Origin of the sequence: Gluconacetobacter sacchari, assembly GCF_014174255.1 — a bacterium.
Taxonomy (GTDB): domain Bacteria; phylum Pseudomonadota; class Alphaproteobacteria; order Acetobacterales; family Acetobacteraceae; genus Gluconacetobacter; species Gluconacetobacter sacchari.
This window is the reverse complement of the sequence record NZ_JABEQJ010000050.1, coordinates 1-14,425: the sequence shown is the minus strand read 5'-3', so window position 1 is coordinate 14,425 and position 14,425 is coordinate 1. Positions and strand designations below refer to the sequence as shown.

The window sequence follows — 14,425 nt, the reverse complement described above, 5'->3', positions numbered from 1 at the left end:
AGCGGGCGACTGGATACAAAGCCGCCTCGACGAGATGGCAAAGCAATGGGCGACACGCGCCCGAAAAGCAAAATAACCCCTACGTCAACGCCGCCTTGCATCGGCGCTTACACATCTTCCACATAGGTAAGTGATACAAATCCGGCAAACCGAGCGTTGGTTGGCTGTGACGGTACTGCACATTCTGTTGGAAAGCCGCCAAAGCTGATAGCGGCGCCCTTAAGGGGCTCTGGGGGCGGCCAGTTCACGCCACGACAATCCAGCGCCTGTGCTTCGCTCTCAGCTAATTCATTTTCGGTGACTAAAAATGTTGCAATATCAAGCGCGGTATTCCGGTCAATAATCTTGTTCAGAAGATCGAAAGGAACAGTCCTAAGAAGGCATATGTTACTTAAGCTATCTTTTCTATCTGCTTCAAATACATCAACAACATGATTTGCAGTCACGCCAATTAACCCGCAATCGAAGCGCAAGACAAAACATGATCCCCCTGATAGGAATTTCGGCCAAGGCTTATTGGCATTATACCGAACTAGGGGGCGTGAAATTTTCAACGTAAGATTACTTACTTCTTGATGCAGACCACGTTCTTCCGGCGTTGCAATATAAGGAACACTCATTATATAATCTTACAATTTCCATTTATATCTGTGTAGCGCAAAGTTGGTGGGCATGAAGATAATTTGGGTTTCCTAAAGCCACCCTTGTAATAAATTCTGTTGTCAGGCGAACAACCTGAATGGCTGTATATCCGACATGCGGGCGACAGTCCCTTGTCCGCTCAAGAAAATGGAGCAGGCAAGCTTGGAAGGATATGACAAATTGGCCAGCCAGATGTGCCCTCCACCACCGTGACGAGCAATCAGCTCTGGCTTTGGGTCCAAGCGCGATAGGCTTCGCGCAGTTCGCCCTCGATCCGCGCGAGTTCGGCATCATAAACACGGATTCCAGTGGCTTGCTCCGAAATCTCCTGAGCGAGCACCACCATCTGCCAGGCAGCATAGTCGTGGAAAGGATTTAGTCCGACGACGTTGCCAAGGAGCGGATCGCTCGGATCAGGCGCTGCTATAATTTGCGCGAATTTGCCGATCCCCGTGTTCAATTGCCAGTCCGAGACGAACAGGATCAGGGCACACAAGGCCATCAGCGCCGGCGGTGCACCCTTATACCGATATTCGCTGGGTTTAGACCGACTGAAGTCGAGCCCGGAGTTACGTCCGACAAAGGACGCGAGCTGGAGAGTCAGCTCATAACTCGGCTTGAGCGCTGCTGGGTCAAACACCTCTTGGCCCGCATAGCATGCAACCAAATTCTTCGTTCGCGATTCGGCATTGCGAGCACGCCTGCCAGACATGCGATCGAAGAGTGGCCAGAACTGCTCGGTGAATGCATGATTTGTCGCCTGCTTCCAGTCGAAGCCAGGAAGTTGCGCCTGCACAGGGTGGAAGACCCATCGTGGGTAGATAGGGTGATGCAGGAGCGCAGAGAGCCAGTCTACTGCCGTCGAATCAATAGTGATGGTAAAGCGGTTTGCCGCCTTCAGATCGAAGAACCATTGCCGCATTCCACGGATGGCAGTCTGGTCGAAGATACCCTGTTCGATCCCCTTGCAGACGAGCCGGCCGATCAGACGGGTCTCGATAGTTTTGGCACTTCCGAAGTTGACGAGACTTTCGGACTGCCGCTCTTGGCCATCGGCTCCGTGGAACTCGCAAAAGCGGTGGTGAGCGTCCATGGCATCGTCGCCGATGAAACGAAAATGCGCTTGCCGGGTGCCGCCCCGTGTGCCAGTGGACTTGGTTGCCCGCACAATCTGGGCGCCGCCCACTCCGCAGGACGAGCAGCGTACGTCAGTCCGGATCCAAGCGCGCTGAGCCTCCGAGAGGTGATCCTCACCCGCTTCCGGCGTATCCCGCAGCATCAGGCGGGCAAGTTGACCGACATCAAGTTCGCGTCTGAAGTGGTTCGAAAAGGCAGTGGTGGCCATCAGGAGTAACTATCAGCTTTGGCGCGTTATTTGAACTCAAGAATGAGCAGTACTTCGTCGTTTCAGCTGAGGACAGTCATGCATCATATTTATGCGGCCACCGATCAGTCTTGCCTATTCATTGGGCAGCGTCGCCACTGAGTGAATGTCCGGTGGCACCGAAACTGGCCATGACCGAGCATGTTTGTGAACGACCATTTTGTCCCAAACTCAGTCTACCGCGGCTCGCCTGACAATGTCGGCTTTCGGGAAACCGTCACATCCGCTTGGGTGTCTGAAACGAGGGCGACTGCCGCCTGTCTGCTCCTGCATCACTGAGCGGACAGGCAGATCAGGGGGGGGGGGTGAGCGGAATGTCTGCTGTCGCACTGCGTAGCCATAAAAGCGGCCATTATGGTCGCTTCAAGCTTGCGGTAGCCTCCTTCATAGCAAACTCCGATATTCAGGCATCCATTTCAGAGAGAGCTTGAATTTCTGCCTGAAAGGCTACCTTCATGGTCGCCTTTTCCTCATCGGAAAGCCACGCGGCCTCAATTGTCCGGAGAGACATCGCCACGATCTCTTCCACGCCCAGCGACAGAATTCGTGCCATCGTCACGTAAGTCGTGCCAATATCCGTCCCGAACATCGGAGGATCGTCCGTACAGGGAACAAGAAACAGCCCCGCATCATGCATCGCTTGCAGAGAGGCCGCCCGCTTTTCCATGCGCTGTGGTACGCAGGTATGAGAACATACCGTAAATGGCACGCCCCGTTCCCTGCACTGGCATGTCAGGATCGGGTCCGCCAGAATATTATAGCCGTGGTCAATCCGGTCGCAGCCCAGAACATCAAGGCAGGTTTCAACGTTACGCGGAGGCGCCTGCATCAACGTCTGATTGTCCTCACAAGCATGCGCCGTGCAGCGTAGACCGGCGGACCGGGCCAACGCATAGGCATCACGGAACAATTCCGGCGGTCCTTTGAATTCGGCACAGTCCATTCCGATTCCTATGACCTCCTCTCGCCGATGGGTGAGGACATCCCTGACCATCGCCATTGCGACCTCCGCCCCCAACTCGCGGTTGATGGCAGGAATCAGACGCCCGGTAATGCCGAATTCTTCTTTCGCCCGTCGAAGACCATCCACAAATCCATCTACCATTGTCTCGTAACAGACGCCGTGCGGGTAATGGTAATTCGGACTGAAGAAAAACTCGGCGTATCGCAGGTTTCCTTTTCGATGCCCGTCCACAAGCGCCTCGTAGGACACGCGTGCAAAATCGTCTCGTGTGACCATGCACCGGCCGATTACCTCGAGCCGCGACAGAAAATCGTAGAAATCCGTAAAATCGTAGAATTTATCGGGATTCGTCACTGGTAGCGGAACAGAGTTTTTCGCCGCAAGAGCAATGACGGTCCGCGCGCTCAGCGAGCCCGCCAGATGACAATGCAGGTCAATCTTCGGAATTGCTCTTATAATGGCGTCAATGCTCATAACAGGTCTTTCTCTTTCAGAGCGCGCACTTCACTTTGATCGCGCCACAGAGGACAAAACACGATGGCACAGTTGGCCAGCAATCCGATCAGCCCCGGGTTGACGCCACCAGTCCATGCCCCTGACGCGAACAGCGTGATGGCCACGCCGGCTCCAGAAAGAAGCCCCAGCCCCGCAATACGGGGCGAAACTGGCCAGCCAGTTAGAATCAGAAACCACAGAGACGCAAACTGAATCCCGACATAACCGCTGAGATTCAGGGCTGTCAGCATGATCGCGGGAGCGCGCGTGGTCGCCACCAGCGCCAGTACGAGAAACAGGATGACCGCCAGATTGATGGCCCGCCTGGGATGTCGGCGCCCCAGACCCGGCGCAATATTTCGCGTCATCATTGCGGCGATATTGAGAGAGGTCGCTGCCAGAACCAGCAACCCGGCCAGCAATGCGCCCGCTGCCGCCAGCGCCACCATCCATGGCGGCAACAGCGTGGCGGCGACATGGAAAAACACGACGTTAGGGTTTGGTAACGACGGAAGAAATTTCAGTGCGAAAAAAGTTGCAAACACGGCGAACGGATACATCAACATATAGAGCGGCATGAAAACCATCGCCCGGCGCACAGCCTGCTCCGAACGCGCTGTAAACAGATACGGTGTGACGGAGGGCTGAAAATAAAATCCAATGCCCTGATAAATGATCGTGCTGATCGCAAAGACCAGACTGCTGCCGAAAGGCGGCGGAAGCGTCGGCGTGATTATTTGAGCATGCCCGGTGGAGAGTTTATACTGCATGCATATTGCAGCGACCCCGACCGCAGCGATGCCGAACAGCATCAGAACATCCTTGAGGAACGCGACGTAAGTCGAAGCACGCACGCCGCCCAGCGCCACATAGGAAAATGCGATTACGGCGCATCCCGCAAGGCCCGCAGCAGGCGCAGCGGAGAGCCCCATTGTATCGAGAACGGAGCGAAGACCAATGAACTGAAACTGTCCCCACGGCACCAGCGCCATGACACACGCCCACGCCGTCAGCCGCTCGAACGCAACGCTTTCAAAATGCCGTCCGAACACCTCGGGCAAAGTGCAGGCGTCATACTGCTTTGCCCGTCGCCAGATGGCAGGACCAACAAAATATCCAACCGGAAATGCCAGAAGAAGATAACCGAGAAACCAGTACCCGTAACTCACGCCATGCGCATAGAGTCCGGCCGGAAAAGCAACAATTGATCCAATACTGTAAATCTCGCCTACAGTCAGAATAAACAGCATGGGCGCAGGCAGTGCCCTGTCCGCCACCAGCAGCGTTTCGACTGACAAATGTCGCGACCGCACCCGCGCAAGCCCTGCTGCGCCGAGCGACAGAAGAATGACGCAGCCGACAATCACCCCGGTCATGCGCGCCGCTCACACAGCCATAGGCACAACGATGTCAGCGGAAACCAGGCAAACATCCAGACAAGCACAACCGGAATTCCGCAAATGGAAAACGGCAGATAACTGAGAAAGGGCGCGACAAAAACGATGGCTGCAAACGGAGCGCCAAAACCCAATGCCACGGACCGCCAGTTCGTGCGAGCGGGCGTCACAGCTTCTTTTGTCCGGTCTGATGCGACCGTCGGGTTTCGTCCAGGACCAGTTCCATCGCCCAGCCGATGGTCGCCCCGATATCATGTCCATCCATGCCAAACTCTTCCCTGAGCGTCAGCCACGACAGAACATTGTCCAGACAGGCCAGAACAGCCTCAGCCCTGAGCCGGTCAGATGCGGATATGTCGGGGGCGTTGGACCATAAGAGGCCGCGTCTCCGGACAGCCAGTTCGTCACGAAACGTGCTGCGCATTGAACGCCCAACTCGAGTCAGAGCGAGAACACGCGCAAGATCCGGCCGACTATCGAACTTTCCGACAGCTGCCTGAAAACCTTTCACAACGTCATCCATGTCATCATGCGACGCCAGCCCGAATACCTCGGTATTCAGCCAGTCAGCTGTCGCGGCAAGGAGATTGTCCCGTGAAGGAAAATGACGGTACACGGTCCGCAGCGAGACACTCGCCTTCTTCGCAAGCACAGAGGTGGAAATACTGCTGTCCTCGCTCTCTTCGAGAAGAGCGATGAACGCCTCGATAATGCGTTGCCGGGTTTGGGCGGCATATTCGTCGCGCAGCATGTGACACACATATGTAGTTGCGACACATGTGTGTCACATAAATATGACCCAATCAAGACGGCGCGTGTTGTGGGACGCAAGTCCCGCCCCATGAGGATAGCAGCACGCCGAGCTTGGTCCGCTCTATGGAAGAAGAAGTATCGTCCTCTTATGTCGCCTCAGAGGCGAAAGCCGCCATGAACGACGGCCTTCGTACCCTGGCAGACTGGCATGGCCGGCGTCCTCCAACAACGCCGGTCAATTGATTTTTCCCAGCCTCTCCTACGCAGCAGCCGCGCTGTCCCCGGCCGCTGCATTATTCACCGGACCCGCTTCATTGTCGTTCCCGGCAGGGCTGGCCGTTGCCGCAAGCTCCGCCTCCAGTTCGGCCAGCGCGTTCCGCTTCTCGTCGAGCAGCGCCTGCTCACGGAACGGCACATCCAGCCGGGCCCGATAGGCCGGCAGACGGCCCTCGGCGTCCGCTCTACTGCGCAGCGTCTCGGCGTGAGTAGAGTCCAGACGCAACAGCGCGTGCTCGATTTTGGACACAATCCCCAGCGGCCTGGTCTCGGCGTCGAACTCTACCCCCGCAATTCCGTGGCTGAAATCGATCGCCAGCGTGGCCTCGACCTTGCGCTTCTCGTCCAGACGAAACCGCTGCACCCACGCTTCGAGCACGATGTTGAAACCGCCGATGCGGCCGAGGACCCAGCGTCCCTCCTCCCCCTGCTTCTCCGCCATCCGGGCCTGCCCCAGGAGAAAGGCCCCTGCCCTCTCCCGCTCAGCCATGGCACCGCGCGGCGCCTCGAAGCGGAATGCGTCGCCACGGGTCGGCTCCCGCCGCGCAATGTCCGCCTCGATCTTCGGAAGCAGCTCGTTCGCCCTGGCGATGTCCCGCTCGCCGGCCTGGATCGCGCGCCGCACCGCGAACTGGTCGTCGTAATGCGCGGCATGGAGCCGTTCGAGCCTGGCCAGTTCCGCCTCCAGCCCCGCCTTCTGCATCAGCCGTGCGTCGCCTGACGCAAGCGCCTTGGCCATGGCGAACTGGTTGCCGTCGTCGTTGACGTCCTCGATACGTCGGATCGAGCGGTCCCCCGACATAGCGAGCGAGATGAAGCGCAGCTTGCGTTCCAGCAACTGCCAGTTCGTGGCGTCCACCGATCCCTCCTGGGCGTAGGCGTAGATATGGATGAGCGGGTTCTGATTGCCCTGGCGTTCGATCCGCCCCTCACGCTGGATGATGTCGGAGACCAGCCAGGGCACGTCGAGGTGGTGCAGTGCGATCAGCCGCTGCTGGGCGTTCACGCCCGTGCCCATGGTCGCGGTCGAGCCGATCAGGATCCGCTTGCGCCCGCTGTTGAGGTCGCCGAACAGGCGGAGCTTGGCCGCCGCCTTCTTGTAGTCCTGCATGAAGGCGATCTGGTCGCGGGGCACACCCATCCGCACCAGCTCGTCGCGCATCCAAAGATACGCCGAGAAGCCGCGCTTCCCTTCGGCGGACGCGGTGCCGAGATCGGAGAACACCATCTGCACGGCGCCGGGCAGATCATACGGACGGCCGGTTTCAGGGTTGGTGTAGCGGTTCGCCGACGTCTCCTGCCAGATCCGGAACACGTTGCGGATCATGACGTCGAGCTTGCTGGGCGCATTCTCGTTGGCGAGGTCGCGCTCGACGAACCGCAGATCGATCGCGGCGTGCCGCGCGTCGTTGATCACCGACAGAAGGATGTCGTCGCCTTTCTGGGGACGCGCTTTCCGGTTCTCGATCACGCGGATGCGCTCGGCCAACACTTTCTGGTAGGCGCGGAAATCGTCATTCGCCGGCGCAACGACGATTTCCCGGTGCCCGCCATGAATCGCCGGCAGCTTCACGTAGCGGCGGAGATCCTCCTGCTGCACGACATCGGCAAAATGCAGATACATCGCCATCAGATCGGCGACGTTCACAAACTCGGTGAAGCGGGTCACCGGCTTGTAAAGCCCGCTTGGCTGCAGTTCGAGTTCGGTGCGGGTCTCCCCGAAATTCGCCGCCCACGGATCGAACTCGTGCAGATAGCGTTCCTGAAGGCTCTCCAGCGCCATGTAACGCTGCACGGTGTAGAGCTCGCCAAGCGTGTTGGTGATCGGGGAGCCAGACGCCAGGATCAGCGGACGCTCCGGATTCCGCGCCGCCAGATAGCGCGTCTTCACGAACAGGTCCCACGCCCGCTGGCTGCCGTTCGGGTCGATGCCCTTCAGGTCGGACTGGTTGGTCGCAAAACTGAGCTTGCGAAACTGCTGCGCCTCGTCGACCAGGATCTGGTCGATCCCGATCTCGCCCAGATGCACGAGGTCATCCTTGCGGGCTGCGAGGCCTTCGAGCTTCGCCTCCATCCCCTCCTTCATGCGCTCGATGCGCTTGCGCGAGAGACGGTCCTCGCCGTCCACCTGGTCGAGCAGTTCCTCGTATGAGGCGATCTGCGCCTCGATCATCTGCCGCTCGAACGCGGCTTCGACCGGAATGAACTTGAACGCATCGTGGGTGATGATGATCGCGTCCCAATTCCCTGTGGCGGCGCGCGCCAGGAACCGCTGGCGTTTCTCCTTCACGAAATTCGTCTCGTCGGCGACCAGGATCTTCGCCGTCGGGTAGAGCATCAGGAACTCGCGCGCCATCTGCGCCAGGCAATGCCCGGGCACGACGATCATCGCCTTCGAGATCAGACCGAGGCGGCGCTGCTCCATCACGGCCGCGCACATCGAGAACGTCTTGCCGCTCCCCACGGCGTGGGCGATGTAGGTGCCCCCCGTGGCGATGATCCGCCAGATGACCCGCTTCTGATGTTCGCGCAGCCGGATCGTCGTGCTGGCGCCCGGCAAGCGGAGATGCGCGCCGTCGAATTTACGGGCGACCAGGTTGTTGTAGGTGTCGTTGTAGAGCCGCACCAGGCGATCCGCACGCTCGGCGTCCTGCCACACCCACGTTGAGAACGCGCTCCTGATCGCTGCCAGCTTTTCCTTGGCCGCTTCCGTCTCCTGCGTGTTCAACACACGATGTTCGCCGTCCTGGTCGGTCCAGGTGTCGTAGATCTTCGGACTGGCCTGGGTCAGCGCGTCTTCCAGTAACTCGCCCGCGTGACGGCGCTCCGTGCCCCAGACTGATGTCGCCTCGGCCTTGCCGGCGAACGGCAGTTTGTCGACGCTCCAGCAGGCGACCTGCGCGGTGTGGTGGATCCGCGTCTCCACCCCGAGCACCTCCCGGACGAAGTCCGTAACGTCGCTCACCGGAAGCCAGGGCGCGCCCAGTCGGGCGGTGATATCGGACGGCCGCAGGTCCTCTGGCTGCACCCCCTCGAGCGCCGTGACGTTGCGGGTGTAGCGGTCATCATGGCTGGCGGCCACGCGAGCCTTCCCCAGCTTGGTCCGCACGGGTCCGCTGAGATAGGCATCGGCCGTGACGTAGGAATCTCGGCCCGGGAAGGTAAAGGCGGGATCGAGAAAGATCGCCGAGCCGAGGTCCGTCACCACGTCGCTCTCGGACCGCCCGAGAAGCTCCGCGATCAGCGGAATGTCGACGCGGCCGGTATCGTGCAGCGAGACTGCCAGGGCGTCGTGGGCGGAATGGATTTCCGGCTCCACGGGCGCATGAACGACGCGATCGGTGAACAGCGGTCCGGGCCTGCCCGTCTCCGTCGCTTCGTCATATTCCTCGATCGAGCTGACCAGCCACACATCCGGGTCATCGTAGAAGGGCTGCAGGTTCGGGCGCCGCTGCGTCTCTGTTTCGACGCCTGTCGTCTCATTCACCCGCACGGTCGTCTTTGTCAGGTTGATCGGTCCGAACCGCCGCACGAACGCCTGGTAGGCGCGCTTCAGGTCCCCCTGCCCTTTCGCGAACGGCTGGTTTTCCATCTGGGCGCGCAGCACGCGCCGCGCAGCGTCACGCACCGGAACCAGCGCCTCGATGATGCGCGCGTGCTTCTGGAACAGGCCCTCCTTCTGCTCGCCTTTCCGGATCAGGACCCGGCTCGATCGTCCGGCGACGATTTGGTGCAGGACGCCGCCTTCCAGGAAGTAGCTGCCCTCCTTCAGGTCGGCGCCATCCGCCGCGGTGCCGATCTGGCGGCCGTCGGCCGCCGGCGCCACGATCCGACCGTCGGTCGGCGCCGGGAAACGGACGTCCGGTGCGATGCGGCCGAGCGCGATCGGCAGCGCCTCGTCCAGGGCGATGCCAGCGATCGGCTCGCAGGTATAGTCCGGCCCGAACTGGGTGGTGTTCCAGGCATGGCGCCCGAGAACCTGCTCGCCATGATCCAGATAATAGCGGTTCACGCGCAGGGCGCCGTGGCCATGATCGGTGTCCGGAATTTCCACGGTCTCCAACCAGCGGTCATCGCCCGGCAGCTCGCCCATCCCGCGCCGACGGAAGACCAGGACGTCGACCACGACGTCGGTTCCGGCGTCGGCGCGCATCGCCGTTGCCGGCAGCCGGACCGCACCCAGCAGGTCTGCCATCCCCTGCATGTGTGTCCTTGCCGTCGTGCTGCTCTTGTCGAGCGTATGACGCGAAGTCACGAACGCCGCGATCCCGCCTGGCCGCAGGGCCTCGATCGACCGGGCGATGAAATAGTCGTGCAGGCTGAAGCCCCAGAGGGCACGTTTGTCGGCGTTATGGACGGTCCGGTTGGAGAACGGCGGATTGCCGATCGCGAGGTCGTATCCGCTGTCGAGCTTCGACTTGGTGAAATCCTCCTGGCGGATCCACTGCCGGGGATACAGGCGCCGGGCGATCCGCGCAGTCACGGCATCCATTTCGATGCCGGTAAATGCGATGCTGCCGTCGAGCTTTGCGGGTCGCGTTGCGATGAACAGGCCGGTGCCGCAGCCAGGCTCGAGCACCGAGCCGCCCTGGAAGCCGCGCGCGAGTAGGAAGTCCCAGATCGTATGCACGATATATTCCGGGGTGTAATGGGCGTATTGAACCGCCCTTGCCAGCGCCGCGCGCTCGGTCTCGCTGGTGCAGGCGGTCAACTCGGCGCCGATCTCTTCCCAGCCGCGGCCAATGGTGTCGCCTGTGCGGGGGAACAGATTGTTGGCCAGATCGCCGGCACCAAAACCTACGAAACGACTGAGGATCTGCTGCTCCGCCGCGGTCGCGTTGCGCTCGTCTCGCTCAAGCTCGCCCAGCAGCCGGATAGCAGCCACGTTATCCCGCGCGCGGGCCTGCCAACCCGCTGCCAGGCCACGGAGCCCCGGCAGGCGGAAATCGCGCTGCGGCACGACGACCGGGGCTTCGGCGAGAACCTTGGCGAGCGCGGCCGGCGCAGCGTCGGCGTCTTCTCCTTCCAGGTCGCCCCAATAGAGGCAGGTATCTTTCCCGCTGAGGGGCGTGCTGTCGAAGAGGCTGAACTGGGTTCCGAAATCGGCCATGGAAGGGCTCCGGGCATGCGTGATCGCCCGGCGCAGCGAGCTGGCCGGGGACGCGAGAAGACGAACGGCCACCCGAAGGTGGCCGTGATGAAGGTTCAGATGGTCGGGACGGGGATCTGGGGGGCGCTAATGCTCCAGGCCTTCGCTGGCGTCGATGATCTCCAGCGCCGTAGCGCCGGCATCGCGTGCGGCGTCGGCCGAACGGGCAAGGGCATCCAAGACGTCGGGTAGCGGCTGTGCCGTCGGGTCGTTCGGTTCGATGAACGCCGTCGTGGCGCGTTTCAATGCGCGCAGGGCACGCTCTTTCGGCGTCTCGTCGGGCGCGAGCTCGCCCTTCGCGATGCGCTCGTGGACGTGTCGGTGCAGTGCTTCCTGGCTGCGGCGAACACGGCAATCCGGGGGCAGGTGGTGAAACCGCCGCCAGAACGCGACACGGTCGGTGACGCCAGCCAGCGTCTCGAGCTCACACAGGGCATTGAACTGCCGGCCGGCCACGGGGCGCGCAGGGCCGTCGGGACCGGGCAGGCCACGGGCGAAGGTATGGAGGTTCACGGTCTGGGTCCTTTTCTCTCTTGACCCATTCGCGCGACCACAGGGTGGGAAGCGGATCATACGGCGGCGCAGTGCGCCGGGACCGCAGGCACGCGCAGGCGGCGCAGCCGGCGAGCATGACGAGGACCCACCCGATTGATCCGCTCCCCACCCTGTGGTGCGTAATCTTCCCTTCCCTTCCCTTCCCTTCCCTTCCCTTCCCTTCCCTTCCCTTCCCTTCGCGCTTCGCTACCTGGGAACATCTGCCTTCTTACCGAGAGGGTTCTATAAGGCCGGAGTGAGCCACGCATCAAATTGGCACGCCTGCTCTGATGCGGAGCTGTGCGATGCAACGTTGCATCACATTCATTGCGCAGATTACGCGGCCAGGTGCGCGCCATCTGTCGAGAGCGAGCAACCAGCAGTGATGCAACGTTGCATCACTGGCTCGGCGCCCGATTAGCCCTTATGTGCTTATTGCTCAATCGTGAAGAAGGGCGTCGACGACATCCCGCAGATCTTGCAGCAATTTTCGGCCTTCAGCTGTGAGGCCAGTGCCCTGCTTCTTGTTTGCGAGCAAAGCAGTCATGGCCCTTTTCACCACGGAAAGATCGCGGCCCTTCGCCAGCCGGACCGTGGTATTGGTATCCCCCGGCGCACCTGCGAGGCGATCGCTTTGATCCTTTGATCTGACCTCGTTGACTTGAGCAACCGTGAGGTTCCCTGCCACTGCACGCGCCATCAGTGACTGCTTACGGTCTGGGTCCTCCTCCCGCGCTATTCCAACCAGAACGTTTGAGGTCACGCCTGCCGCTGCTGCTTCCGCGAGGAACGGAGCCGGCAACGAGAGGATTCGAATCGCGCGACTAATGCGAGCTTGGCTCAGGCCAAGATTGGCGGCTGCCTCGCGTTGCGACCATCCTTGCTCCGTCATGAGATCTTGCAAACCCTGTGCCTCCTCAGCTGGCGTCAGGTCTGCGCGCATCAGATTCTCGACGAGCATTGCGCTTTTGCGGTCGCCTGAGAACTCAATCGCGAGCATCTTGTCCCAATTAAGTTTAGAGGCAGCACGCCACCTTCTCTCGCCCACAACGATTACCCAGCGCTCGTCGTCCTCGTCTGACGGCCTGACCAAAATAGGTTGAAGCTGCCCGTGAAGCTTCAGAGATTCTGTCAGCTCGTTTAATGCGTCTTCGTCAAAGAAGCGCCTGGGCTGTGCCGGATCCGGATCTAGCTTAGAAAGCGCGACTTCAAATGAATGTTTGAATTTCGCGTCGCCAAGGAATGGAGCGGCCGAAGCGACGCCAGTCAACGCGCTAGCGTGAGCCTGTGCAAACGCAGAGCTACCACGGCTCTTAAAAGCTCTTGCCATCTTCAGGCTCCCACAACAGCGAGATCGACCACCTCGGATGCGAGTACAAACGGCCGCACGTCCGCAATCGCTTCAGCTAAGCGCACGTACACCTTGACCGCTGGGTTTCGGGGCATGGCGTCTACCGGAATCTTCGCTGCCCACGCGGCATTACTGAACGCCGTGCTGTTCGGAACAGGCTCAAGGATAGGAGCTTGCCCAGCGAGCACGCGGTTCAGATGGGCAACGATCTCCACGTCGACGTATTGCTGGGACTGGAACTGGGTCGGCAGGACGCCAGCGAGCCGGAGACGAGGATTCGCGCGTCGATGAACCTTTGTGATCGTATCGAGAATAAGATTTACCCCCATTACATCGTAGGGTTCGGTCCTCACGGGGATAAACACGAGGTTGGAGGCTGCAAGGGCCATCCAGGTGAGAAAGCCGAGATGGGGCGGTGAATCAACAATGATGAATTCGTAAGAGCTTTTCACCTCGCTCAGGGCTTCGCTCAAGAGACCCTCTGTTCCAGGCTCACGGCGTATATCAACTTCCGCAAGATCGATATGGCTTGCACAGAAATCGACAGGAACTGCGAAATCACCTTCGAGGTCTTCATCAGCACGGATAATTACCTCGGACAACGGGCGGTCGCGAAGGAGTACCTGCGCGAGTGTCTTCTGCTGTCGATAAATTTCGAGATGCCTCGGACCCAAAATCGCGGAGGACGCGCTTGCCTGAGGATCGGCGTCGACGAGAAGGACTTTGTAGCCCATGCGGGACAGCGCGACGCTGATGTTAAGCGCGCTCGTTGTTTTCCCCACTCCGCCTTTTTGATTCGCGAAGGTGATGATTCTTGTCTGCTTCTTGTCGCGCTGACACATGCTGGCGAGTTCTTCCATCACCTCAGCGGGAACCGGTTGCCTCCCGTTTTCCCAACGGGAGATTGTGTGGCGGTCGTAACTTCTGCTTAGCCGAAGGTTTAGCGCGTCCTTGAGCTGAGATTGTGTGAGGCCAAGTTGTTCGCGAGACGCTCTAAAGGAACCCGTCATGGTAAAGCTCCAATTTGCTGTTCACCCCCCCAACCATCAACACTCAACATCACCATGTCAACACTCAACATCAACATGCGCAGAATGAGGTGATGCAACGTTGCATCACCCGGACCATCGCGACCTACAGAGCCTGATCGCGGGCAACCGCTTCATGAGCTGAGTCCGTGCTGGTGCCCGGCGTGAGTAAGGTCCAAATGCGCGAGCGTTAGCCCGGTCACAGGAACTCGATTCTCCGCGATGCCGACGCGTTCGCGATGGTGAGTATAAGCCTAGTCAGAGACTCTTACCCGAACGGGACTATGCATCCCGCTCGCCGCCCGGAAGTAAAAGGCGGCGCAGCGACCGGCGTCGAACGGGTAACCATCCGGCGAGAGGCGCGGGCATTGTCAGGCGGCGATGGTATTGTGGTCCTGGTGGAGAGCTTTCCAATGCCAGGGGAGGAGTTCGTGGAGGCGGGGATTGGGGAT

General features: G+C 60.2%; 9 protein-coding genes. All 9 read right to left on the bottom strand.

Annotation, left to right across the window (positions count from 1 at the left end):
• Positions 1-107 precede the first annotated feature (107 nt).
• A complete protein-coding gene (locus tag HLH48_RS21675) occupies positions 108-620 on the bottom strand; it encodes a hypothetical protein (protein ID WP_182999550.1) in 513 nt (170 codons plus the stop codon).
• A 242-nt stretch (positions 621-862) separates the two neighbouring features.
• Entirely contained in the window at positions 863-1,987 is a 1,125-nt protein-coding gene (locus HLH48_RS21670) for a hypothetical protein (protein ID WP_182999549.1), read from the bottom strand.
• A gap of 442 nt (positions 1,988-2,429) precedes the next feature.
• Positions 2,430-3,464, bottom strand: a complete 1,035-nt coding sequence (add, locus tag HLH48_RS21665; RefSeq protein ID WP_220795261.1) for an adenosine deaminase — start codon at positions 3,462-3,464, stop codon at positions 2,430-2,432.
• Positions 3,461-4,861, bottom strand: coding sequence for a sodium:solute symporter family protein (locus HLH48_RS21660; protein WP_182999548.1), 1,401 nt, complete (start codon positions 4,859-4,861; stop codon positions 3,461-3,463). The genes add and HLH48_RS21660 overlap by 4 nt, the downstream gene beginning before the upstream one ends.
• A gap of 187 nt (positions 4,862-5,048) precedes the next feature.
• Positions 5,049-5,633 carry a TetR/AcrR family transcriptional regulator gene (locus HLH48_RS21655; protein ID WP_182999547.1) on the bottom strand — a complete coding sequence of 195 codons (585 nt, stop codon included), beginning with the start codon at positions 5,631-5,633 and terminating at the stop codon, positions 5,049-5,051.
• A 261-nt stretch (positions 5,634-5,894) separates the two neighbouring features.
• Complete coding sequence (locus HLH48_RS21650; protein ID WP_182999546.1) at positions 5,895-11,021, bottom strand: Eco57I restriction-modification methylase domain-containing protein; 5,127 nt, start codon at positions 11,019-11,021, stop codon at positions 5,895-5,897.
• Positions 11,022-11,147: 126 nt separating this feature from the next.
• Positions 11,148-11,573, bottom strand: coding sequence for a hypothetical protein (locus tag HLH48_RS21645; protein ID WP_182999545.1), 426 nt, complete (start codon positions 11,571-11,573; stop codon positions 11,148-11,150).
• A gap of 460 nt (positions 11,574-12,033) precedes the next feature.
• Positions 12,034-12,924, bottom strand: coding sequence for a ParB/RepB/Spo0J family partition protein (locus HLH48_RS21640; protein WP_182999544.1), 891 nt, complete (start codon positions 12,922-12,924; stop codon positions 12,034-12,036).
• Positions 12,925-12,926: 2 nt separating this feature from the next.
• Positions 12,927-13,955: an AAA family ATPase gene (locus HLH48_RS21635; RefSeq protein ID WP_182999543.1), complete on the bottom strand. Its 1,029-nt coding sequence runs from the start codon at positions 13,953-13,955 to the stop codon at positions 12,927-12,929.
• Positions 13,956-14,425: the final 470 nt, after the last annotated feature.

Coding starts and splice junctions, on each gene's coding strand:
- HLH48_RS21675 (WP_182999550.1), bottom strand. CDS start 620: ATGAGTGTTCCTTATATTGCAACGCCGGAAGAACGTGGTCTGCATCAA.
- HLH48_RS21670 (WP_182999549.1), bottom strand. CDS start 1,987: ATGGCCACCACTGCCTTTTCGAACCACTTCAGACGCGAACTTGATGTC.
- add (WP_220795261.1), bottom strand. CDS start 3,464: ATGAGCATTGACGCCATTATAAGAGCAATTCCGAAGATTGACCTGCAT.
- HLH48_RS21660 (WP_182999548.1), bottom strand. CDS start 4,861: ATGACCGGGGTGATTGTCGGCTGCGTCATTCTTCTGTCGCTCGGCGCA.
- HLH48_RS21655 (WP_182999547.1), bottom strand. CDS start 5,633: ATGCTGCGCGACGAATATGCCGCCCAAACCCGGCAACGCATTATCGAG.
- HLH48_RS21650 (WP_182999546.1), bottom strand. CDS start 11,021: ATGGCCGATTTCGGAACCCAGTTCAGCCTCTTCGACAGCACGCCCCTC.
- HLH48_RS21640 (WP_182999544.1), bottom strand. CDS start 12,924: ATGGCAAGAGCTTTTAAGAGCCGTGGTAGCTCTGCGTTTGCACAGGCT.
- HLH48_RS21635 (WP_182999543.1), bottom strand. CDS start 13,955: ATGACGGGTTCCTTTAGAGCGTCTCGCGAACAACTTGGCCTCACACAA.